29 protein-coding genes and 1 other annotated feature are annotated in these 23,286 nt (G+C 37.2%); of the genes, 25 read left to right on the forward strand and 4 right to left on the reverse strand.

Annotation, left to right across the window (positions count from 1 at the left end):
- Positions 1-77: 77 nt before the first annotated feature.
- Positions 78-899 (reverse strand): ATP-grasp domain-containing protein, encoded by an 822-nt coding sequence (locus ASO14_RS04920; RefSeq protein ID WP_068452242.1) that lies wholly within the window; start codon positions 897-899, stop codon positions 78-80.
- A gap of 7 nt (positions 900-906) precedes the next feature.
- Positions 907-1,773, reverse strand: a complete 867-nt coding sequence (locus ASO14_RS04925; RefSeq protein ID WP_068452244.1) for an ATP-grasp domain-containing protein — start codon at positions 1,771-1,773, stop codon at positions 907-909.
- 95 nt (positions 1,774-1,868) lie between these two features.
- On the opposite strand from ASO14_RS04925, the gene ASO14_RS04930 reads away from it, so the two are divergent.
- Positions 1,869-3,113, forward strand: coding sequence for a bifunctional folylpolyglutamate synthase/dihydrofolate synthase (locus ASO14_RS04930; RefSeq protein ID WP_068452247.1), 1,245 nt, complete (start codon positions 1,869-1,871; stop codon positions 3,111-3,113).
- Between the two features lie 71 nt (positions 3,114-3,184).
- Here ASO14_RS04930 and ASO14_RS04935 read toward each other — a convergent pair whose 3' ends face one another.
- Positions 3,185-4,729 carry a hypothetical protein gene (locus ASO14_RS04935; protein ID WP_068452250.1) on the reverse strand — a complete coding sequence of 515 codons (1,545 nt, stop codon included), beginning with the start codon at positions 4,727-4,729 and terminating at the stop codon, positions 3,185-3,187.
- Between the two features lie 360 nt (positions 4,730-5,089).
- On the opposite strand from ASO14_RS04935, the gene pilM reads away from it, so the two are divergent.
- The 17 genes from pilM (at position 5,090) to pheA (ending at position 17,462) form a co-directional block, all read left to right on the forward strand.
- Positions 5,090-6,070: a type IV pilus biogenesis protein PilM gene (gene pilM / locus ASO14_RS04940; protein ID WP_068452253.1), complete on the forward strand. Its 981-nt coding sequence runs from the start codon at positions 5,090-5,092 to the stop codon at positions 6,068-6,070.
- Positions 6,067-6,660, forward strand: a complete 594-nt coding sequence (locus ASO14_RS04945) for a hypothetical protein (RefSeq protein ID WP_068452256.1) — start codon at positions 6,067-6,069, stop codon at positions 6,658-6,660. The genes pilM and ASO14_RS04945 overlap by 4 nt, the downstream gene beginning before the upstream one ends.
- Entirely contained in the window at positions 6,660-7,361 is a 702-nt protein-coding gene (locus tag ASO14_RS04950) for a hypothetical protein (RefSeq protein ID WP_068452259.1), read from the forward strand. The genes ASO14_RS04945 and ASO14_RS04950 overlap by 1 nt, the downstream gene beginning before the upstream one ends.
- Positions 7,362-7,582: 221 nt before the next feature.
- Complete coding sequence (locus ASO14_RS04955) at positions 7,583-8,152, forward strand: hypothetical protein (protein ID WP_068452262.1); 570 nt, start codon at positions 7,583-7,585, stop codon at positions 8,150-8,152.
- Positions 8,149-8,841 (forward strand): RadC family protein, encoded by a 693-nt coding sequence (gene radC / locus ASO14_RS04960; protein ID WP_068452265.1) that lies wholly within the window; start codon positions 8,149-8,151, stop codon positions 8,839-8,841. The genes ASO14_RS04955 and radC overlap by 4 nt, the downstream gene beginning before the upstream one ends.
- A gap of 93 nt (positions 8,842-8,934) precedes the next feature.
- Positions 8,935-9,954 (forward strand): rod shape-determining protein, encoded by a 1,020-nt coding sequence (locus tag ASO14_RS04965; RefSeq protein WP_068452268.1) that lies wholly within the window; start codon positions 8,935-8,937, stop codon positions 9,952-9,954.
- Between the two features lie 16 nt (positions 9,955-9,970).
- Positions 9,971-10,873: a rod shape-determining protein MreC gene (gene mreC / locus ASO14_RS04970; RefSeq protein ID WP_068452271.1), complete on the forward strand. Its 903-nt coding sequence runs from the start codon at positions 9,971-9,973 to the stop codon at positions 10,871-10,873.
- Positions 10,873-11,400, forward strand: coding sequence for a rod shape-determining protein MreD (mreD, locus tag ASO14_RS04975; protein WP_068452275.1), 528 nt, complete (start codon positions 10,873-10,875; stop codon positions 11,398-11,400). The genes mreC and mreD overlap by 1 nt, the downstream gene beginning before the upstream one ends.
- A gap of 18 nt (positions 11,401-11,418) precedes the next feature.
- Positions 11,419-12,090 carry a septum site-determining protein MinC gene (locus ASO14_RS04980; protein WP_068452278.1) on the forward strand — a complete coding sequence of 224 codons (672 nt, stop codon included), beginning with the start codon at positions 11,419-11,421 and terminating at the stop codon, positions 12,088-12,090.
- Position 12,091: 1 nt separating this feature from the next.
- The gene (gene minD / locus ASO14_RS04985; protein ID WP_068452281.1) at positions 12,092-12,889 is read left to right on the forward strand and encodes a septum site-determining protein MinD; all 798 of its coding nucleotides are present in this window, start codon (positions 12,092-12,094) and stop codon (positions 12,887-12,889) included.
- A 156-nt stretch (positions 12,890-13,045) separates the two neighbouring features.
- Positions 13,046-13,118: a sequence feature (ribosomal protein L21 leader region), on the forward strand.
- Between the two features lie 13 nt (positions 13,119-13,131).
- Positions 13,132-13,440, forward strand: a complete 309-nt coding sequence (gene rplU, locus ASO14_RS04990) for a 50S ribosomal protein L21 (protein WP_068452285.1) — start codon at positions 13,132-13,134, stop codon at positions 13,438-13,440.
- Positions 13,441-13,462: 22 nt separating this feature from the next.
- Positions 13,463-13,804 carry a ribosomal-processing cysteine protease Prp gene (locus tag ASO14_RS04995; protein ID WP_068452288.1) on the forward strand — a complete coding sequence of 114 codons (342 nt, stop codon included), beginning with the start codon at positions 13,463-13,465 and terminating at the stop codon, positions 13,802-13,804.
- 13 nt (positions 13,805-13,817) lie between these two features.
- Positions 13,818-14,111, forward strand: a complete 294-nt coding sequence (gene rpmA / locus ASO14_RS05000) for a 50S ribosomal protein L27 (protein WP_068452291.1) — start codon at positions 13,818-13,820, stop codon at positions 14,109-14,111.
- A gap of 160 nt (positions 14,112-14,271) precedes the next feature.
- A complete protein-coding gene (locus tag ASO14_RS05005) occupies positions 14,272-14,808 on the forward strand; it encodes a Spo0B domain-containing protein (protein ID WP_068452294.1) in 537 nt (178 codons plus the stop codon).
- 3 nt (positions 14,809-14,811) lie between these two features.
- Positions 14,812-16,101 (forward strand): GTPase ObgE, encoded by a 1,290-nt coding sequence (gene obgE / locus ASO14_RS05010; RefSeq protein ID WP_068452297.1) that lies wholly within the window; start codon positions 14,812-14,814, stop codon positions 16,099-16,101.
- 20 nt (positions 16,102-16,121) lie between these two features.
- On the forward strand, positions 16,122-16,577 hold the full coding sequence (locus ASO14_RS05015) for an ACT domain-containing protein (RefSeq protein ID WP_068452300.1): 456 nt from the start codon (positions 16,122-16,124) through the stop codon (positions 16,575-16,577).
- 15 nt (positions 16,578-16,592) lie between these two features.
- Positions 16,593-17,462, forward strand: a complete 870-nt coding sequence (gene pheA / locus ASO14_RS05020; protein ID WP_068452303.1) for a prephenate dehydratase — start codon at positions 16,593-16,595, stop codon at positions 17,460-17,462.
- 37 nt (positions 17,463-17,499) lie between these two features.
- Here the strand turns inward: pheA and ASO14_RS05025 are convergent, their stop codons facing one another.
- Positions 17,500-18,033 carry a transcription repressor NadR gene (locus ASO14_RS05025; RefSeq protein ID WP_068452306.1) on the reverse strand — a complete coding sequence of 178 codons (534 nt, stop codon included), beginning with the start codon at positions 18,031-18,033 and terminating at the stop codon, positions 17,500-17,502.
- A gap of 192 nt (positions 18,034-18,225) precedes the next feature.
- Here ASO14_RS05025 and ruvA point away from each other — a divergent pair, with 192 nt between their 5' ends.
- The 7 genes from ruvA (at position 18,226) to ASO14_RS05055 (ending at position 23,161) form a co-directional block, all read left to right on the forward strand.
- Complete coding sequence (gene ruvA / locus ASO14_RS05030) at positions 18,226-18,846, forward strand: Holliday junction branch migration protein RuvA (protein ID WP_068452311.1); 621 nt, start codon at positions 18,226-18,228, stop codon at positions 18,844-18,846.
- Between the two features lie 13 nt (positions 18,847-18,859).
- Positions 18,860-19,864 carry a Holliday junction branch migration DNA helicase RuvB gene (ruvB, locus tag ASO14_RS05035; RefSeq protein WP_068452314.1) on the forward strand — a complete coding sequence of 335 codons (1,005 nt, stop codon included), beginning with the start codon at positions 18,860-18,862 and terminating at the stop codon, positions 19,862-19,864.
- A 19-nt stretch (positions 19,865-19,883) separates the two neighbouring features.
- Positions 19,884-20,930: a tRNA preQ1(34) S-adenosylmethionine ribosyltransferase-isomerase QueA gene (queA, locus tag ASO14_RS05040; RefSeq protein ID WP_068452317.1), complete on the forward strand. Its 1,047-nt coding sequence runs from the start codon at positions 19,884-19,886 to the stop codon at positions 20,928-20,930.
- Positions 20,931-20,933: 3 nt separating this feature from the next.
- On the forward strand, positions 20,934-22,079 hold the full coding sequence (gene tgt / locus ASO14_RS05045; RefSeq protein WP_068452320.1) for a tRNA guanosine(34) transglycosylase Tgt: 1,146 nt from the start codon (positions 20,934-20,936) through the stop codon (positions 22,077-22,079).
- Positions 22,080-22,124: 45 nt separating this feature from the next.
- Positions 22,125-22,403, forward strand: a complete 279-nt coding sequence (gene yajC, locus ASO14_RS05050; protein WP_068452329.1) for a preprotein translocase subunit YajC — start codon at positions 22,125-22,127, stop codon at positions 22,401-22,403.
- Positions 22,404-22,689: 286 nt separating this feature from the next.
- Positions 22,690-22,848, forward strand: a complete 159-nt coding sequence (locus ASO14_RS14960; RefSeq protein WP_156422332.1) for a hypothetical protein — start codon at positions 22,690-22,692, stop codon at positions 22,846-22,848.
- Between the two features lie 16 nt (positions 22,849-22,864).
- A complete protein-coding gene (locus ASO14_RS05055) occupies positions 22,865-23,161 on the forward strand; it encodes a post-transcriptional regulator (protein ID WP_068452331.1) in 297 nt (98 codons plus the stop codon).
- The last annotated feature ends 125 nt before the right edge of the window (positions 23,162-23,286 follow it).

Here is a 23,286-nt window from a genome sequence, read left to right on the forward strand (position 1 = left end):
TCGCACTGTGGCGCGATTCTGGTTTTTTGTTGCGAACTCTAAAAAGAAAATGAAATGTTTTATCTCAGTATCTTTTTTTAATAAATTGTTACGTTTACATAATGATTCACTAAATAATCCATCAGTAAATCAGGTAAATATTCATCGAATAAATCATAGAATGAACGAGCACCTACAGGGTCTTCAATTTCATTCAATAGCCATGTACCGTCTTCTAGTAGTAAGAAGTCCATACCGATATAATCGCTACGAATGGCTTTTTGCATCGCAAGTACATGGTCCATTTGAAGTGAATCAAGTTCATATTTTTCAATCGAACCACCTAATGTGACATTCGAACGAAAATCAGCACGACCTTGACGTTTAACCGCACCAATAATACGGTTACCGAGCACCCAAACGCGAACATCTGTCGCATTGGATTCAATATAAGGTTGAACCAGTGTTAAACGATTTTCAAACTGTTTTTGACAAGCATTTAACTCTTGTTCATCCTGACAAAGCATGACTTCTGAGCCACCATGTCCATCAATTGTTTTAAATACAAGTGGATACTCGTAATCTGAAGCTTGTTGATAGAGTGGAACAGTTGGAATGCCAAGTGTTCGAGCAAATTGTAAAGTCATATATTTATTATTTGCGAGTGCGTTTACGTGACTGCTATTTACAACCGGAATATTTGCTTGTTCCAATGAAGTAACATAGTCACAGTTACGTGCACGATAAAATACAAAACAAGCATCTTGGCAATGTTCGACTAATTCTGGAACAGAGAAGTCATTTAACAGCACAAGTTGCAAGTCAATCATCTGTTTTTTTGCAGATACGACGAGCTGATTGATAAAGGCCATATTCACTTTTGCATCAGCTGCGTCATATACAAGATATGCGCGTTTCAAAATCTTCTCATCCTAACTTTTTTAAAATATGCTGAACGAATGCATCGCCCACGTGAATACCTGTTACATTGTAAATGTTTCGAATATGTGAAGCTGCGTTGACTTCACATACAAGTGGCTGGTCTTGTTCATCAAACAGTAAATCAACACCAGCGAAGTCAGCACCAACAGCTTTGGCTGCTGCGAGCGCTAATTGTTCCTGTTCTTTTGTTAATGTAATCGTTTCAGCTTTACCACCATTTGTAATATTCGCTCTGAAATCTGTTTCAGAGTGACGATACATCGCAGCGACGACTTCATCACCAATCGTATTGACACGAATATCACGTCCATAGCTTGATGCGATATATTGTTGGAAGATGAAGTCAACACCACGTAGTGTATCTACCTTTTCGAAAAAGTCTTCTTGTGTTTCAATTAAATACACTTTCATACCAAATGAACCATGCGCCTCCTTAATAATAAGGGGTAGTCCAAGTTCTTCTAATACACCTTCAAAATAACCACTTTCACGAATTGTGAATTTAGGGTAGACTTTCGGCGCAATAATCGTTTTTGGCATACGAATATTTGCTTTGGCTAATTGTATGTATTGCTTTGCTTTATTGTCACATGTTTCAATCACTTCAGGGTCATTGAAAACGGGAATTCCTTGATTTTTTAAATACGTAGCAAGCAAAATATCCTTATCTAAAAAGATGACAAAATCAGGTGCTTGTTCTAGCTTTTTAGCGGAATGCATTTGAATTTCATAATTTTTATAAATAAACGGTTGAACGCCATGATTTTGACAGGCTTCAGCCATGAGTCTTGCTTGATCTAAAAATTTATCCGATACAAGACTACCATTGTAAATAATCCAGCATGTCTTCATACGTTCAAACCTCCGAATAACAGTGTTATAATAAAAACAATCAATACAAATTTTAGCACGAATTACGTAGAAAATGAATAGGTAGGGAAAATTCCATGATTCCAATGTTTGAAGAATATCAAAATACATATAAAATTGAGAGTGCAAATGAGATTAAGCCTGGTCTTGAAGCGATTCAAGTAGCGATGGAGAAGTTAGGTAATCCACAACTTGCTGTACCAACCATCCATGTCGCAGGTACGAATGGCAAAGGTTCTACAATTCGCATGATCGAACGAATCGCACAGGAACATGGTTTGACGACTGCAACATTTATGTCACCCTGTATCGAAAATGTCCACGATCAAATTCGGTTGAATGGACAATCGATTACACCTGAGCGGATGAATCGAGCGTTCGAAGAAGCGAAAGAAGCAGGGCTAAGTGGCTTATTGACAGAATTTGAATTATTAACAGTTATCGCTTTTATTGCCATTCGTCAAGCTAAACCAGACCTTGCGATGATCGAGAGTGGTATGGGTGGGCGTTTTGATAGTACGAATGTGGTAGAGCCCATTGTATCAGTCATTCCAAGTATTGCATTAGAGCATACGAATTTTTTAGGTGATACACTAGAAAAGATTGCATGGCATAAAGCTGGGATTATTAAAAAGAATGGCTATGCTGTAATAGGTGAAATGCCTGAAACTGCACAAAAAGTAATCGAAGAAGAAGCGCATATGCAACAAGCAACGATTAAAATAAATGGCAAAGATTTTAAAGTGTTAGATGATACGTGGTCGAATGAAGTAATCTGTATGTCAGGATTACATCCAAGCTTAAAAGGCGAACACCAAAAAGGGAATATGGCACTCGCGATTCAAGCATTTATAGAGGTGGCGAAAGTACTGCATATTGAATTAGTAGAAGATAGAGTTCAACAAGCTGTAGCAACTACTAATCTTGAAGGGCGTTTTGAACAACTTGCTTCACATGTTTGGTTAGATGGAGCGCATAATCCAGCAAGTGCAAGGAGCTTGCGAAAAACCATTCAACAAGTATTGAAAGGCGAAAAAGTGACGATGGTTGTTGGGATTTTAAAAGATAAGGATGTAGAAGCGGTATTGCGTGAACTTGAACAAGTGTCAGATGATTTTATCTTTGTAGCAGTTGAGCGTGAACAAGATCGATTAATGCAACCAGAAGAATTAATGAAGTTAAGTCATGCAAAGCACAAACAAATTGCATCATCTGTTTTACAAGCTGTTCAAGAGAAGCAAAAAGAAGGGTCTGTAGTCGTAACAGGTTCACTCTATCTTTTAGCGCAGTGGCGTTCGATTTTACAGCAAGTATTAGAATGAAGAATTTTATTCTAACTGAATGTAAGAAAAGCCAACATCACGCTTGTAGCACGATGTTGGCTTTTTGTCTTTTATTCAAACTGTTTAATTTGTCCGTACAAAGCAAAATGTTTCGGTTTATCATATACTGCATATTGAATCGGAATATTAACATTGTCTTTTAACGGTTTATGCTGCACATTTGAGTCTGTAACGACAATGGCTTGACCAAGAATAGAACCTTTAAAGTTTGTCTTGTCTTTCAATTCAATATTCGCTTTCGGTGCGAGTAATAATTTTCCTATATTTGTTTTCCCACCATTCATGACTACACGTTTACCACCCGATAAAATATTGCCTTTATACGTGTTTGCTCGTAAAGTGACATCTGCTTTTTTAGTATAAATAAAACCACTACTACGGAAATTTTTCGAGAATTCTAAAGCAGCATCCCCATCAAAATAAGTAGCGACTTTTGCTTCTTCTGCTATAATCTTACCTTCAGATTCACCCATTTTTTGAATGAATAATTTGAGTGTTCCACTGCCTAAAATATGAAGTTTTGCGCCACCAGTTAAATTTAGTGTATCTAATCGTAAAGTTTGTACACCGTCGCCAATATCAATATAAGTATCTACACCGTCCAGTGTTAACTCTTGAAGACGTTCTTCAGAAGAAGTGAATTGATAAGGTGTTTCGATTGAGAAGTCTTCTTGCGTTTTATCGGTTACGGTTAGGACACCATTTTGTAAGTAATAATACTTGATTTTTTTATCTTTTTTTTCAGGGTCTGGATTAGGGATAATTTCAGTTACATATTTTTCTTCTTCATTATATGGCTGTTCATCGATTGTTTTTAATTCATTCGTTGGGAAGGTTGGTAAAAAATTATTGAAATTTTGTTCATTCCAAATTTTTAAATCCGATGCTTCTGTATTCCCATCGTTAAAACATTCATTTAAATAATTTGTTCTGGTCATTTCATATTGGCAAGAAGAACCATCTATTTGAATATTGCGTGGATTTTTACTCGCCATTAATCCCCAAACCTTTGAAGCATTCTGGACAACAATTTCCTTAGATGCATGAATGGCATAAGGTGGCTCATAGCGACCTTGCCTCATCGTTGTATCAATTTCTAAGTCTAATTGAAGGGATTGCTTTAATTTTGTCTGCTCTCCACCGATACGTCCAGTCGATTGAATTGTATATTGATTTGGTTTTGAATCTTTTATAATGAGTGTGGTAGAGGTCGGCTGTATATCATCTACTTTTTGATGTGTGTCCCATGTTTTCGGGATACCTGATTTACGGTTTAATAAAGTTTGAATTTTATAAAGAGAAATTTCTTTTACATCAAAGGCTGCTTTTTCAGATGGACTTAATCGCTCGTATCGTTTTTGAACATCTTGATAAATTTTTACCATCTGTTGTTTAATTTCTAGTCGTGCATAATCTAATCCTTCATTTGCAACTAGATAGCTTCCTTTCGTATCTTTTGTTGTGACAAGAGGAATTTGTTTTCCTTCCACTGCTTTGTTCACAATGAAGCCAGAAATAATGAATAGACTAATTAATAAAATTGCAATGAGCGACCCATTCTTTTTTTGTAAAGGTCGCTTGTTTGTTTTTCTCACGTAATTCACCCCGGTTAATCAATTTGATTTCTGTGTATGTAAAAAGTCATGTTATTTATAATATACCCATTTTTTTCTATTTTAGCTCTTTTTTTGATGTATTATAGTAATAATCGTTTTTTTAATGTAATTATCATACAATTTACAAAAAGTGTACTCAATAGCTATCTTGTTAATTTTTAGGGCAATATATTTATTTTACAAACTAAAAGTATTATAATAAAAAAACGTATGAAAGAAAAAAATAAATTCTATCTTTTTCCTTAAAATGTATTTGTTATGTAAAAAAATAGGGTATGTATCCAAGTAGTAACATGTGGAATGTATAATTAAAAGAGAGAAAAAGAGGAGGTACCCAAAATGTTAGGCAATAAGAAAAAGACTTTGTCTATTGTTTATAATGACTTTATGGTAAGTATGTTAGCGGTTGTAGGAAACGATTTGAGGAAGGGAATTACATATCAGATTCCTCTACAGGAAGGAATCGTACAACATGGACGTATTTTAGATCCAGATTCTTTTTATCGCGCTTTAAAAACCCCTTTAAAAAATTTAAAAATTAAAAAGTATCATGTACGTGTTATTGTACCGAATCATGATGTTGAAATGAAACAAATTATTATTCCAGAGAATTTAACAACATTTGACGAAGTTGATGATTATATATTTAAAGAAATTGGTAAATCAATTCATTTAGCATTCGAAACTCCTGTTGTTGATATTTATGATGAAGATCCAACGGATGGTGAGGCGATGCTTTTTGCAACAGAGCGTAATGAAGTCGATAAAATTATTGAAGTTGTGGAATCACTAGGTCAAATACCAGAAGTTGTCGATATTAAATCTTTAGCAAACTTACGTACATTAGAAAAAGTAATGCCTTCTTATACTGAAAAAACATCGATGATATTAGATTGGTCCATCAATGAAGTGACAATGTCGATTGTTGAAAATCATCATGTCAAATTATTGCGTACGCATACAATTCCAACAACACAGTCAGATTGGATGTTAAAAGAACAAGAAGCACACAGTTTTACACATACATTGTCTAATCATATTGAAATGTATATGGATGAACTCAGCCATGCATTCGTTGAAATTCAACATATATGCCAGTTTTACGAAATATCTTTAAATAAAGGAATGAAGCAAGTTCAACAACTCATTGTATTAGGTGATCATCCAATGTTGCCAGAGATTACAGAGTTATTGCGCGTGAAATTCCCATTAGAAGTAGTTCAAATAACAGATGAACAAGTAGGGGAAGTTTTTGCAACGTATCAATTAAAACATTGTAGTTTACTTGGATTAGAGATGAAGGAGGCTTCGATGGTATGATTCCAAATATTAACCTCCTGCCGCAAGATCAGTATCAACCCAAAAGAAAAAATAGTTTAATGAAACTAATCATCATTATTTTATTGTTTATTGTAATTATTTTTTATGGTATTAACTATTATTTGTTAAGTAATGATATTGCGAAAATGGAGAAGAAAACTGATCAGTTAGCGACACAAATTCAAACAGAAGAAAAAACGTTAACACAAGTACAAAGTAATCCATCTTATGCGATTGCAACGTCTGTACAATTTGCTGAGAAATACCAAACACCTATATCAAATATTATTGAAGTCGCTAATAAATATATGACAGGTTCTGGTGAATTAGCAGGGTTAGATTATAAAGATGGCCAGGTTGAATTTATCGTGTATTTTGATAATTTAAATGAAGCTTCGACATTTGTTCGTAATTTAGATAATGAGGCAATCTTCAAAACAGTAAAACTTGATTCAGCTTCGACTTTTACAAAAGTAGATGTGGATAATGTTGGTGAAGAACAGACATTGAATGAGAATGCACAGTACAAAGCGATTATTCTTACGACATTAAATCCATCAGCAACTATTAAAACGGGGGGTGCGAAATAATGCGTGCAAAAAAGAAGAAAAATAATTCATTTGTGTACACATTATCCATTCTCCTCGTTATAGCGATTGGTGTGGGATTATACTACTATGTGTTGAAACCAGAAATGGTTTTATACGATTCACTTAATCAAAAATATACTGAACAACAAAAGTACTTAACTAAATTATCGACTGAACAAAGTCAAGCAAAAAAAGAAGTTGAACGTGCACGTACGATGAAGTCACTTGAATCGAAAATTCCTGCAAATGCGGATTTACAAAGTATTGTAGATGCTTTAGATGAAGTGGAGTATGCAAGTTCAGCAGCTGTAACAAATATTCGTTTTAATAACTATGAAGAAGAGACCAAAGAGGTGCTTGATGAAAAGAGCACGAGTCTAACAGAAGCAGAGCTATTCCAAGTAGATGGGAATGAATTACCAATTTCTCCGTTAGCAAATCAGAAAAAGCCAGAACACTTGAAGTTAATAACAATGGATTTATCTGTGAGTGCATATGATGTAAAAGATTTGAATCGCTTTATTAATAAAATAGAAAAATTGTCGCGTTTGTTCATTGTGGATGCAGTTAAGTATGAAAATACGAATGAAAAAGAAGGTTTAGTTACAGCGAAAATACAAGCGACAACATTTTATGTAGAAACAAAAAGTAAAAAAGAAACAACTAAAGTAGCGAATGAGCAAAAGACCGTGAGTAAATAATTGATGTTATGCGCATTTATAAAAGTACACCCGTCATTAATCTAGATGATGCAAGGGTGTACTTTTTTTGTGAAAGTCGCTTTATTTTAAATCTAAAAAGAAAAATGAGTTTTTTTATAAAAAAAGAGTTAAATAAAGGATTGTTTTTGGTAAATAAAGTGAATAGTACAAAGAGTCCTTTTTAACCATACGCTATAATTTATGGAAAAAGGAGGAATTATATGAACCCCACACCAATCCATATTATAAGTTCTAACCCTTATGAAAAGGGGATATGGCAAAAATATTTTGAATATATGTCATATCAAACATTTGAATTGCCTAATGAGTATATACATGAACATCAACAAGTAAGTGAAGTACATCTTTATTTATACCAATTACTAACAGGTATTTATGATGTATATCGTTTAGCCTATCACCACTTTTTTGAAGTAGAAAAGAAAAAGCTTACGTATGAACAATGGTTATTTTATGTAAAAAAACATCCTTTTGCAAAAACAAAAGTAACGACAATGATTTTACTTAAATATCGTCAATATATTTTAACTGATGTTTATGAAACGCCTGTTCGTTCTTTACAGCCGCAAATAAAAAACCTTCAAAAATATATTCAAACTAAGGAACCTTTTTTAGATGATGTTAGTTATAATAGGGTAGGAGAAGGGCAAACTTGTAAAGACGGTAGTGAATATATTTTCACGCATGCAATTGAGTTGCCATTCCAAAGGGTTGAAATGATGTTGAGAAAGTTGGCGGAAATGGAACATCTTGATGAGGTGATGTCATGATGAAAGAAGTCAATCATTGTATCCAACAAGTAGCAACACAAGAACGACCGAGAGAACGATTGGTTTTGTTTGGTGCAGAACAACTTTCGAATCATGAGCTATTAGCGATTTTAATTGGCTCAGGAACGAAAAAAGAATCTGTTCTTGATATTGCAACACGATTATTAAATCAGTTTGAAACATTACTCAATTTGAAGCATGCCACAATTGAAGAACTGCAAGCAGTTGATGGAATTGGTCGCGTTAAAGCGATGTATTTATTGGCGGCTTTTGAACTAGGAAGAAGAAGTCATCTTCCGAATCGTTTAGAGCGAACGGTTGTGAAACATCCAGATGATGCAGCAGACTATCTAATGTCTGATTTAGCACAGTTAATGCAAGAGCATTTTGTCGTTCTATTTCTCAATGTGAAAAATGAAATCATACATAAGCAGACGATTTTTATCGGTAGCTTAAATGCGAGCATTGTTCATCCGAGAGAGATTTTTCGTGAAGCAGTAAAGCGCTCGGCAGCATCAATTATATGCGCGCATAATCATCCGTCAGGAAATCCAACTCCAAGCCCTGAAGATATAGAAGTAACGAAGAGAATAGCAGAAGCCGGAGGAATTATTGGAATTGATTTACTAGATCATATTATCATAGGCGATTATCGGTATATTAGTATGAAAGGAAAAGGTTTCTTCTGATACTGTTCCTTTTTATATTTTTCCGTTATAATGAAACGTATGATTTTATGACAGCTAGTTATTATAAACGGCTAAGGAAAGGAAGAAATTAACGTGTTCGGATTAGGTGGAAAAGATGTCGGTATTGACCTTGGCACAGCAAACACACTTGTATTTATTAAAGGGAAGGGTGTCGTACTACGTGAACCATCTGTTGTAGCGAAAAATACGCAAACAAACACAACAGTAGCAGTAGGTAACGAGGCTAAAAATATGATTGGTCGTACACCAGGATCAATCGTAGCAATTCGTCCAATGAAAGATGGCGTTATTGCAGATTTTGATATCACAACGACAATGATTAAGCATTACTTACAAAATGCTTTAAAAGTAGTAGGTAGTTCATTCAAAAAACCAAACGTTGTTATATGTGTACCATATGGTATTACGTCAGTAGAAAAGCGTGCAGTAATTGATGCAGCACGTCAAGCGGGTGCTCGTGAAGCGTTCGTAATTGAAGAACCATTTGCAGCAGCAATCGGCGCAAATTTACCAGTATCAGAACCTACAGGTAGTATGGTTGTAGATATCGGTGGCGGTACAACAGAAGTAGCAGTAATCTCACTTGGTGGTATTGTAATCAGTGAATCTGTACGTGTAGCAGGTGATGCAATGGACCAAGCGATTATTGCATACATCCGTAAATCATATAACCTAACAATTGGTGAGCGTACAGCTGAAACAATTAAAATGGAGATTGGTTCTGCGACAAGTTCAATGGATGAAGAGCAAAAAATGGAGATTCGTGGACGTGACCTTGTAACAGGTTTACCAAAAACAATCGAAATTTCTTCTATTGAAATTGCAGATTCATTACGTGAATCGATTTCAGCAATTATTGATGGTGTAAAGAAAACTTTAGAACAAACACCACCAGAGCTTTCAGCTGATGTTATGGAGCGCGGTATTGTCTTAACAGGTGGCGGAGCATTACTTCGCAACTTAGATAAAGTAATTAGTGATGAAACAAACATGCCTGTATTTATTGCAGAAAATCCATTAGATTGTGTAGCGATTGGGACAGGTATGTCATTAGACCAAATCGATACATTAAAACAACAGCAAACAATTTAAGGGAGGGGAATCGGCAATGCCACAATTCTTATCGAATAAACGATTAATATTTCTTCTTATCGGAGTCATTCTGTTAGTGGCATTGATCAGTTGGACCTTAAGCGATCGCGATAAGGTATCACTCCCTGAACAAATTATTAAAGATACAGTCGGCTTAGGACAGAATATTGTTGCTAAGCCGGCTGGTTATGTTACAGGGCTTATTAATAGTGTAGATGACTTATTGAACACATATGATGAGAATAAGCGTCTTAAATCACGATTAGAAGAATTTGGTACACTTCAAGCAGAAGTAAATGAATTAGAAGTTGAAAATAAAAAGCTTCAAAAGTTATTAGATAAAAAAACGGATCTTCGTGTATATGATCCAATTCAAGCGAATGTTATCGCGCGAAATCCTGACCAATGGGAAGAAAAGTTAATTCTAAATGAAGGATCTTCAAATGGCGTGAAAAATAACATGGCTGTTTTAACATCTGAGGGCTTAGTTGGGAAGGTTGTTCAAACAACACCTTACACATCAGAAGTAGAATTATTATCAACGAATAATACAAATTACCGCGTATCGGCTACTGTCTCAAGTAAAGGCAAAGAAGCGCGTGGTTTAATTGAAGGTTATGATGCAAAAAGAGGCGAATTAATGCTAAAACGTATTGATTCAAAATTGAAAATTAAAAAAGGTGATAAAGTAACAACTTCTGGTTTAGGGGGTATTTTCCCTAAAGGTATTTTAATTGGAGAAGTAACAAAAGTGACAACGGATGATTTCGGTCTAACAAAATTAGCGTATGTTAAACCAGCAGCTGATTTCCAAATGATTGATCACGTAGTTATTGCAAAACGTCAAGCAATCCAAGTGGATGGTTCAGACGGTGATGCTACGAATAAAAACCTTTCTTCAGAAGGGAATGACAAGTAATGGCGAAGTATTTAATTCCTGCTGTCGCCGTCATTCTATTCTTCTTAGAAACAGAATTCTCACTTTTTTCACCGATTGATATTAATGGTCAACGAGAATATTTAGTTCCTCGCTTTGTTATTCTTTATTTAATTTTCCTCTCTATCTATTATGATAAGAAGCGCGCAATGATTTATGGACTTGTTTTTGGACTCGTGTACGATATTTTTTACATTGATATTATCGGTTTGTACACTTTCCTTTATCCGTTCATTTGTTTTATTGCTGGTTCTACAGTAAAATATATACATCAGCATCTAGTTGTCACAACAACATTATCATTATTGCTCGTAGCACTTCTGGAAATTGCGTTGCATCAATTTTTCTTACTCATAGGTTATACTGATATTTCTTTTACAGAATTTTTAAATCATCGTTTAGTACCGACAATGATTGCCAACTCTGTATTTTTAATTATGCTTGGTTGGACGTTTAAGTACTTACTTGAAGCAAGGGTTCTAGAAAAAGCAAATCAGTCAATAATTTAATGGAGTGAGGTGGCTTTTTTGACAACGAAACAACTTGTCAGTCTAAAGGGGACAAAAGAAGGTTTTGTCCTCAAATTAGACGACCAATGTGGCTATGAGGAATTATTGCGTGAATTGGAAGGAAAGCTTGCAGAAGATCGTCTTGATGAACAAGTAGAGGTCCAGATTGCAATCGGAAACCGTTATTGTACAGATGAACAAATGAATGAATTGCTTCAAGCAGTACAGGAAGCATTGAATGTTCGCGTATCGAAAGTGAAAAGTGACGTCATTACGATTGAAGAATCGAACCAGCGTATAATGGAAAGTCAGTCTTCTACATATATTGGCATCGTACGCTCTGGTCAAACTGTCAGTTCAGAAGGAGATCTTGTCATTGTTGGAGATGTAAATCCGAATGCACAAGTTACAGCAGGCGGAAGTATTTATGTCTTAGGAAAGTTAAAAGGAAGAGCACATGCAGGGAAAAATGGCAACTGTGAGGCAGTTATTGGAGCGTCATTTTTATCCGCTACACATTTAGCAATTGGTCATGTTCTTGAAATCATGACGAATGAAAAGCAAGAGTTGGCTGAAACACCAGAAATGGAATGTGCTTATTTACTTGATGACGAGACAATTGGCATTAAAAGGCTTCAAGAACTGCGTATTATTAGACCGAATTTGTCTACGTTTAAGGGAGGAAGCTAATGTGGGAGAAGCTATTGTAATTACTTCCGGTAAGGGTGGAGTTGGTAAAACAACAACCACTGCCAATCTAGGGACTGCATTGGCACTGCAAGGGAAGTCCGTCTGTTTAGTCGATACAGACATCGGACTACGTAACCTAGATGTTATTTTAGGGTTAGAAAATCGTATTATCTACGATTTAGTCGATGTGATTGAAGGACGATGTAAAGTTCATCAGGCACTTGTAAAAGATAAGCGATTTGAAGAATTACTATATTTATTACCTGCTGCACAAACAGCGGATAAGAATGCGGTTAACCCGCAACAAATGAAAGATTTAATCGATGAGTTAAAAGAACAATTTGACTATGTTTTAATTGACTGCCCAGCAGGAATTGAACAAGGTTACCGCAATGCAATTGCGGGTGCTGAACGAGCGATTGTTGTGACAACGCCAGAAATTTCAGCTGTTCGAGATGCAGATCGCATTATTGGCTTATTAGAGCAAGAAAATATCGAGCCACCCAAATTAATTATTAATCGTATTCGTACGCACCTGATGGATCGCGGCGAAACACTTGATATTAATGAGATTACAATGCATCTATCACTCGATTTAATTGGTATTATTCCAGATGATGATCGCGTTATTACATCTTCGAATAAGGGGGAACCGATTGTGTTAGAACCATCTACACAAGTGGGGAAAGCTTATCGTAATATCGTGAGACGTGTAATGGGTGAGTCTGTACCATTAATGACACTAGAAAAAGAAAAGCAAGGAATCTTCACTAAATTTAAAGCTTTATTTTCAAAATAAAGATGCGAGCGAATTTCACCGTTTTAGGTTTAGAAATTCGCTTTTTTCGTACAATAAAAAATTTTAGTTGTTATAAATAGAAGAATATACGTTATTATACGAAAGTAACTTGACGACTTTAAAACCGTATGGTATTATTTCATATGTTATGTAGCACCCGTGCTACAACCGCACTGACGAGGTTCAAGTATCTTTTAGATCACCTTTGAAGGCGAGTCTGAGTCTATTGAGGAGGTGCAGTTATGTACGCAATTATCGAAACAGGTGGTAAACAAATCAAAGTTGAAGCGGGCCAAGAAATCTACGTTGAAAAAATCAACGCTGAAGCTGGTGAAGTGGTAACTTTTGACAAGGTTCTTTTCGTTGGTGGTGACGACGTTAAAGTTGGAGCTCCATTCGTAGCTGGTGCAACAGTTACAGCTAAAGTTGAAAAACAAGGTCGTCAAAAGAAAATTACTGTTTTCAAACTTAAAGCTAAAAAGAACTACCGTCGTAAGCAAGGTCATAGACAACCTTACACTAAACTAGTAGTTGAAGCTATCAACGCTTAATTATTAGTGAGGTGAAAAAGTTATGATTACAGTAGAAATTCATAGTAATGAAAATCGAGAATCATATGGCTTTGAAATTTCAGGACATGCCTATTCAGGTGAACCTGGTCATGATTTAGTTTGTGCAGGCGCATCTGCTATTGCCTTTGGTAGTGCAAATGCGATTGGACAACTACTTCAAATTACGCCGGGAATCGAGCAAGGTGAAGAAGGCGGCTATTTATCAGTCGTTGTGGATCCTGCCGATTTAACTCCTGAACAAGACGCAAAACTGCAAACAATTCTTCAAACAATGGTAACCCAGTTTTATACGATGGTTGCTAGTTATGGAGATTATATCGAATTAAAATATAAAATGCTGTAGGAGGTGGAACATTATGTTATTGAAATTAGACTTACAGTTCTTCGCATCTAAAAAAGGTGTAGGTTCTACAAAAAACGGTCGTGATTCAGAGTCAAAACGTTTAGGCGCTAAACGTGCTGACGGTCAATTCGCTTCTGCTGGTTCAATTTTATACCGTCAACGCGGTACAAAAATTTACCCAGGTGAAAACGTTGGTCGTGGTGGCGATGATACTTTATTCGCTAAAGTAGACGGCATTGTTAAATTCGAACGTTACGGTCGCGATAAGAAGAAAGTTAGCGTGTATCCTGTAGCACAAGAAGCTTAATTTAAAAGTTAAGGACTGCAGTAATGCAGTCCTTTTTTGTGGTGAAAAAACGGTGTTTGCTTCAGATGCAAATACCGAATTTTTTTCGCTCAATAGAGAAATTTTCATAAAAAATTGTTATACTAACAACAAGAACATCTCGCTAAAGGAGTGTTTACTTGTGATAGATCAGCCACTATCCGTAAATGAAGTGCTTCGGCACATTCAACATGATTTTTTAAATCAATTACAATTAATCAAAATGAATCTGGCTCTAGACCATGTCGAAGAAGCCAATCAACTTGTTGACCAACTCTCAACAAAATATCAACGATTTTCAATTATAAATGGACTGAAATGTGCGCATTTAATCGAATGGCTTCAGACATGTCAGTGGCGTTTTCCTTCTATAACGATTACAATGGAGAGCGATATTTCCGATAGCGCTCCAACAGAGTGGGACGTTCCTCTGCGTAATTATTTAGAGAGCTCGCTACAGTCTGTACATGAAACAATCGACCCGTTTGTTGAACAAAATTGTCATATCTATGTGATGTCTACGAAACAAAAAGTGGAGATTGCAGTCGAGATGAAGGGACATTTTGAAAAAAGCGATTTTTCAATCCCGATTCAATCAGAAGATTTAAGTGTAATCCATGAGGAGTATTCAGATACAGTGTGGCGTTATCGTGTCATAGGAAGTAAGGAGGGAAAGTAAATAATGTTTGTCGATCACGTAAAGATTTATGTTAAAGGCGGTGACGGTGGCGATGGTATGGTCGCGTTCCGTCGAGAAAAATTTGTTCCAAATGGTGGACCAGCAGGTGGCGATGGTGGTAACGGTGGAGCCGTTATCTTCAAAGTAGATGAAGGACTTCGTACGTTAATGGATTTCCGATTCAAACGTCACTTCAAAGCTGAACCAGGTGAGAACGGTATGAGCAAGAACGCACATGGTCGCGGTGCAAAGCCAATGGTTGTTAGCGTGCCACCAGGTACAGTCGTAACAGAAGAAGAAACAGGTCGCGTTATTGCCGACTTAGTAGAACACGGACAAGAAGCAATCATTGCACGCGGTGGACGCGGTGGACGTGGTAACTCACGTTTTGCAACACCTGCAAATCCTGCGCCAGAACTTTCTGAAAAAGGAGAGCCAGGACAGGAACTTAATGTTATATTAGAGTTAAAGGTATTAGCTGATGTTGGTTTAGTTGGTTTCCCAAGTGTAGGTAAATCTACTTTACTATCAGTCGTATCTTCAGCAAAACCAAAAATTGGTGCATATCATTTTACAACGATTGTACCAAACTTAGGAATGGTTCAAGTCGGGGATGGCAAATCATTTGCAATGGCTGACTTACCAGGATTAATTGAAGGCGCTTCTGAAGGTGTGGGCTTAGGACACCAATTCTTACGTCATATCGAACGTACCCGTGTTATTGTACACGTAGTTGATATGTCAGCGATGGAAGGTCGCGACCCATACGAAGATTACCTAACGATTAATCGCGAGTTAGAGCAATATAATTTACGCTTAACTGAACGTCCACAAATTGTTGTAGCCAACAAAATGGACATGCCAGATGCAGAAGAAAATTTAGCTGAGTTTAGAAAGAAAGTAGGAGAAGATATTCAAATCTTCCCAATCTCAGCTGTTTCACGTCAAGGTTTACAAGAACTACTTTATGCAGTGTATGAATTACTAGAAGTAACACCTGAGTTCCTACTACACGATGATGAAGAGGAAGAAACAGATGCTACAGTACTTTACAAACATGAAATTAAAGGACCAGATTTCGTTGTAACACGCGACGATGACGGTGCTTTTGTATTAAGTGGTGACACAATCGAACGTCTATTCAAAATGACAGACTTTAGTCGTGAAGAATCAATTCGTCGCTTTGCACGCCAAATGCGTGGTATGGGTGTCGATGATGAGCTTCGTGAACAAGGTGCTGAAAATGGCGATACCGTTCGTATCTTAAAATTTGAATTTGAATTTGTAGAATAAACGATTCAGGGGGGAAAAAGATGAAAAATGTAGCGGATCAAAGATATTATTTAGTTCGTGAAGATGTTTTAACAGATGCGATGCACAAAACGTTGCAAGCTAAACATTTGCTACAATCAGGAAGCGTCTCATCTATCTGGGATGCTGTGAAACAGGTTGATTTATCTAGGAGTGCTTTTTATAAGTATCGAGATGCTGTTTTCCCCTTTCACTCAATTGTTCAAGAACGCATTTTAACAGTGTTCTTGCAATTAGAGGATCGTAAAGGTACATTAGCTAGACTTCTTTCTACAGTTACCGATACACATTGTAATGTATTGACTATTCATCAAACAATTCCGATTCAAGGTAGAGCCAATGTAACATTGTCCTTAGACGTGACTGCAATGGATGTTGATTTAGACGACTTATTACAAAGTCTGAAAAAACTTGATTTTGTTGAATCAGCAGAAGTGATTAGTTCAGGCGCGTTATAAGAGGGGGCTTTTGTGTTGGAATCAAAAGAGTGGGAGAATCGGGTGGCTTATCTAGGCCCAGAGGGTACATTTACGGAGTTGGCGACAAAAGAATTGTTTCCAAACGATTGGACAATCCCTTTTAAGACAATTCCAGAATGTATTGAAGCAGTTGACTCAGGACAAGTTGATCGTGCAGTGGTACCCGTAGAGAATGCTTTAGAGGGTACAGTACCACTGACGATTGATTATTTATTCCATGAGGCAGATTTGTATATTGCGGCAGAGGTCTTGTCGCCGATTGAGCAGCATTTAATGGTACATAAAGATCATGCAGCGCATTATGGTGAGATGGAGCGCGTATATTCGCACCCACACGCCCTTGCGCAGTGTCATAAATTTTTGCATTACCATTATCGTTCTGTACCACTAAGTCAAACGACTTCAACAGCAGCAGCGGCACAATATGTGTCAGAACATCCAGAGAATAATATCGCAGCAATTGCGAATATTGCAGCGGCGAAACAGTATGATTTGGCAATTGTAGAACAAAATATTCATGATTTCCATTTTAATCATACACGTTTCTTTGTATTATCGAAGCGTAATGACCGTATTGAACGTGAAGCGGATCAGGGACCAATTAAAACAACGTTGATGATTAAGTTACCAAATGATCGTTCGGGTGCATTGCATCAAGTATTATCTGTGTTTGCATGGCGTCAAATCAATTTAAGTAAGATTGAATCTCGTCCATTAAAAACAGGACTTGGTGATTATTTCTTCATCGTTGACTTACTAGAAGACGAGCATGCACCTTTAATGATGGGTGCGATGGAAGAATTGAGAGCGCTTGGCTGTTCGGTTAAGTCATTAGGTAGTTATTATACGTATCAACAAAAATAAAAACGAGGTAGAGTGGAAACACTCGCCTCGTTTTTTATTATGCTTCAGGTAATAGATAACCCTTTAGATGTAATTGTTCAATCGCTGCATCTAATTTTTTCTCATCATCAGCTGAAATCACGTGTAGATGAGCACCCTCTGTTAAATTCATTAGAAGGCTTGCTTCAGTTGCGGTCACTTTTTGAATAAATTGTTGCACATCATAACGACTTGATACCATAATCGATGCCGTAATTTCACCATATACGGGATGTTCTACCGTTACATTTTTAACCGTTACCCCTGCATCAACAAGTGTATTCAGTTCATCTTCTGCTTGTTCCGGTGTATGGAAGCTCGCAATCTCGCGTTCAAACACACGATGATTTGGATGTTCAGATAAATAGACGTAACCTTGACTTGTCGCCATGATTGGTTCGTCCTTTGCTTTTAAGAGCGCCATGTCATTCACAATCACTTGACGCGATACATTTGTTCGTTTCGCAAGTGCTGTCCCTGTGACAGGGCGTTGTTCATTTTTCAGAATCGTAATAATGGCTTCACGACGTTCTTCACCTAATAATTTTTTCATATGATTAACACCTCGATTGAATGCTTTTACGCTGTTAATCATATCATATATTTTTAAAAATGAATCACCTTATAATCGTTCGAAAGCATTCGTGAATTGTGGTATGATAGCTACTATGGGAATGTGTGTTTGTTTTTAGCACACGACGGATTATGCTATAATGCAAAAGGCTATGAAAAGGAGAATTCGTGTATGTATGATTATATAAAGGGACCTGTTACGCGTGTAACACCCGAATACATTGTAGTGGAGGTGACAGGTGTAGGCTGGCAATTGAATACACCAAACCCTTATGCTTTTCATGTATCAAATGAGGAAATTCAAGTATTTACACATCTAAGTGTAAGAGAAGATGCACAGCAACTATTTGCCTTCACGTCACTTGAACAGCGTGAGCTATTTCGTAAGTTGATTCAAGTGTCAGGGATTGGACCAAAAGGGGCACTTGCGATTCTTGCAAGTGGACATCCATCACAAGTAATCACGGCGATTGAACAAGAAGATGAAGCTTTCTTGATTAAGTTCCCAGGTGTCGGTAAGAAGACAGCACGTCAAATGATTCTGGACTTAAAAGGAAAGTTAGATGCATTACTTGAACATGTAGAATTACCAAGCACAGAAGATGAATTACCGTTATTTGGCGTGAATCCGAATAAACATGAACTTGAAGAAGCGATGCTTGCTTTAACAGCACTTGGTTACTCAGAGCGTGAACTTGCAAAAGTGAAGCCACAACTAGATGAAAATGAGCAATTACATACGACAGAAGCTTACATGAAGGAAGCGCTCAAAATATTATTAAAACAAAAATAGGAGGTGCAGATTGATGGAGGAACGGATTGTATCAGGTGAGTCTACAGAATTAGATGAACAATTAGAACTTTCATTAAGACCTCAAACGCTTGATAGTTATATTGGACAACAAAAAGTAAAAGAGAATTTACGCATCTTTATTGAAGCGGCAAAAATGCGTGAAGAATCGCTCGACCACGCACTATTATTTGGACCACCTGGACTTGGGAAAACGACGCTTGCGGCAGTTATTGCACATGAGATGGGTGTTAATATTCGGATGACGAGTGGACCGGCAATTGAACGACCAGGAGATTTAGCTGCGATTCTCAGTTCATTAGAACCGGGAGACGTGTTATTCATTGATGAGATTCACCGTCTACCGCGTGCGATTGAAGAAGTGCTATATCCAGCGATGGAAGATTTTTGCCTCGATATCGTAGTTGGAAAAGGTCCGACAGCGCGCTCCATCCGCCTTGATTTACCACCATTTACATTAGTTGGTGCAACAACGCGTTCAGGCGCATTATCTGCACCACTTCGCGACCGTTTTGGTGTATTATTAAGGTTGGACTATTATGATGAACCCTCACTTGCCGAAATTGTAAAAAGAAGTGCGGACTTATTTGGTGTTTCCATTCATGACCAAGCAGCGAACGAACTAGCCAGACGCTCGAGAGGAACACCGCGTATTGCAAACCGTCTATTAAAGCGTGTACGTGATTATGCACAGGTTTTAGGAGACGGTGAGATTACGGTATCACTCTGTCAGACTGCTTTAGAGCTTCTACAAGTCGATCCACTCGGTTTAGATCATATTGACCGCAAATTAATCGAGGGAATGATTGACCGCTTTAGAGGAGGTCCTGTAGGCTTAGATACGATCTCTGCAAGTATTGGGGAAGAATCTATGACGATTGAAGAAATGTACGAACCTTATTTAATGCAAATCGGGTTCATTCAACGAACACCAAGAGGTCGTATGGTTACAGCACTTGCTTATACACATTTCGGATATGCGTATCCAGCAGAAACTTAATGAAAAGAAGGAAGTAACGATGAAATTAGAAGATTTTGATTATGTATTACCAGAAGAATTAATTGCACAAGTACCACTTGAAAATCGTGCTGCAAGTCGATTGATGGTATTAGATAAAGAAACAGGTGAAGTAGAACATCATCACTTCCCGCATATTGTGGAAGAATTAGAAGCAGGAGACTGCCTAATTTTAAATGATACACGCGTACTACCTGCTCGTTTAATCGGTGAAAAGAAAGAGACAGGTGCACATATTGAAGTGCTACTCATTAAGCAAACAGCTGATGACGAATGGGAAACATTAGTGAAGCCCGCTAAGCGTATTAAAGTGGGAACCGTTGTCACATTTGGTGATGGACTATTAACAGCTGAATGTACAGGTGAGTTAGAGCATGGAGGTCGACTTTTCAAGTTTAATTATGAAGGCATCTTCATCGAGATTTTAGAAAAGTTAGGTACAATGCCTCTACCACCTTATATTCATGAGAAGTTAGATAACCAAGAGCGCTATCAAACGGTTTATTCAAAAGAACTAGGTTCAGCAGCAGCACCGACAGCCGGTCTGCATTTTACAGATGAAATTTTAGATGCCATTCGTGCAAAAGGTGTACAAGTTGCTTTTGTAACTTTACATGTAGGGATTGGTACATTCCGTCCTGTAAGTGTTGAAACGATTGAAGAACATGATATGCATGCGGAGTTTTATAACTTACCAGCTGAAACAGCTCAAATCATCAATGATACAAAAGCGAACGGTGGACGTGTCATCGCAGTAGGTACAACATCTACACGTACACTTGAAACAGTCGCGCAAAATAATAATGGTCAAATTATCGCAGAGTCAGGTTGGTCAAAAATCTTTATCTACCCTGGTTTTGAATATAAAGCAATCGACGGAATGGTTACAAACTTCCATTTACCAAAATCATCTTTAGTGATGATGATTAGTGCATTAGCAGGTCGTGAAAACGTACTGAATGCTTATAAAATCGCTGTTGAAAATAAATACCGATTCTTCAGCTTTGGTGATGCGATGTTCATTCGTCCACAAAAGAAAGGAAATTAATTTATGTCAGAACAACCAATTCGCTACGAACTGATTAAAACATGTAAACAAACGGGAGCACGTCTAGGGATTGTGCATACCCCACATGGTTCATTTGAAACACCAGCTTTCATGCCAGTAGGTACACAAGCAACAGTAAAAACGATGGCACCAGAAGAAATTAAAGAAATGGGCGCAGGAATTATTTTAAGTAACACTTATCATTTGTGGCTACGCCCAGGACATGAGATTATTAAGGAAGCAGGCGGACTTCACAAGTTTATGAACTGGGACCGTGCGATTTTAACGGACTCAGGTGGTTTCCAAGTATTCTCATTAAGCGATATGCGCAAAATCACAGAAGAAGGGGTACATTTCCGCAACCACTTAAATGGTAGCAAAATGTTCCTTAGTCCAGAAAAAGCAATGGAGATTCAAAATGCACTTGGTTCAGATATTATGATGGCTTTTGATGAATGTCCTCCATTCCCAGCAACATACGAATACATGAAAGCTTCTGTTGAACGTACTTCTCGTTGGGCAGAACGTTGTTTAGAAGCACATGAACGTCCACAAGATCAAGGACTATTCGGTATTGTACAAGGTGGAGAATTCGAAGAGCTACGTAAACAATCTGCAAGAGATTTAGTCTCTATGGACTTCCCAGGGTATGCAATTGGTGGTTTATCAGTTGGCGAACCAAAACCAATTATGAACCGCATGTTAGAATATACTACGCCATTACTACCTTCGCATAAGCCACGTTATTTAATGGGTGTTGGCTCACCAGACTCATTAATCGATGGTGCGATTCGTGGTATTGATATGTTTGACTGTGTATTACCAACACGTATTGCACGTAACGGTACGTGCATGACAAGCCAAGGTCGTGTTGTCGTGAAAAATGCAAAATATGCAAAAGACTTTACACCGCTTGATCCAGAGTGCGATTGCTACACATGTAAAAACTATACGAAGGCATATATTCGTCACTTAATTAAGGCAGATGAAACATTCGGTATCCGTTTAACTTCGACACATAACTTGCACTTCTTGCAAAACTTAATGCGTCAAGTACGTCAAGCAATTCGTGAAGACCGTTTAGGAGACTTCCGCGAAGAATTCTTTGAACAATACGGGTTTAATAAACCGAATGCAAAAAATTTCTGATTCTTGTATAATAATGAATGAGAAAGAGAAAGGGGGAATAGAAGAATGGATTTTGGAGCTTTAGGTAACTTCTTACCATTGATCATTATCATTGCGTTAATGTACTTCATGTTAATCCGTCCAGCGTCAAAGCAGCGTAAAAAGACAGCAGAAATGCAAGCAGCTTTATCACGTGGGAACAAGATTATTACAATCGGGGGACTACATGCAACGATTGATGCAATTGACGATAAAACAGCAGTAGTTGTATTAGAAGACGGTACAAAAATGCGTTTTGAGCGTGCAGCAATTGGTCGTGTTGTAGAAGACGACGCAGCTGAATAATCAGTGTATAAAAGACAGGCTGGGACATAAGTGTAAAAACACTATTCCATATGAGCATAAGAAAAACTGGAATCGCGCTGTGGCGCGGTTCCAGTTTTTCGTTGCAAACGTTAAAACGGGAAGTGAAATATTTTGTCCCAGACTGTTTTTTGTTTGAATAAATTGGAATTAAAGGTGTAATATAATAAAGATGGTATAAAGGTCATAATAGATAGGTCATGAATCGCTTTTATCTGAAAAATGTGAAATAATAGAATCAACTCACGTTTGAAGGAGCGAATGTTTTATGCCTACAAAAGATGAAAGACCACGAAAGATGGCGGATAGCCAAACCTATGCAAAAGTTTCAAAGTCTGAAAAACGTTTACGCTTTTTAGGCTATGTGATTATGACCATATTAATCGTGGCAATGCTTATTTGGACAGTCCGTGTATTTCTAATGTAGAGGAGGCGCATTTTACATGATGCCATTCGAATCATTGTTTCAGAAGTTGCAAACGGTTTTAAATATGAAGTGTGAAGATTTACAGGCTCAAGGTGTGGAGCAACCGAATCCATCTGTTATATGGCACTATTTTGTTCATCAACAATGGTGTGATGTGGAATCAGAGGAAGAAATGCATATTCACCAGATGGTCAGTGATTTACTAGCTTTAACAAAACAGCAATATTGTACATATATTGAGCAAACATCATATAAAATGACACCATTTGCTGAATTAGAAGAAGAAGAAATTGCCGCATTGCTCGAAAGTTAGAAAAAATTTACTGAGAAGGTTTGACAGCAGGAAAGCACTGTTTCATAATAGACCTGTTACGAATAACGGTGACAAATTGACGTTATTCCATTATAGTAATAATATATTGGTATTATATTACTGCA

The organism is Kurthia sp. 11kri321 (genome assembly GCF_001534765.1).
GTDB lineage: Bacteria > Bacillota > Bacilli > Bacillales_A > Planococcaceae > Kurthia > Kurthia gibsonii.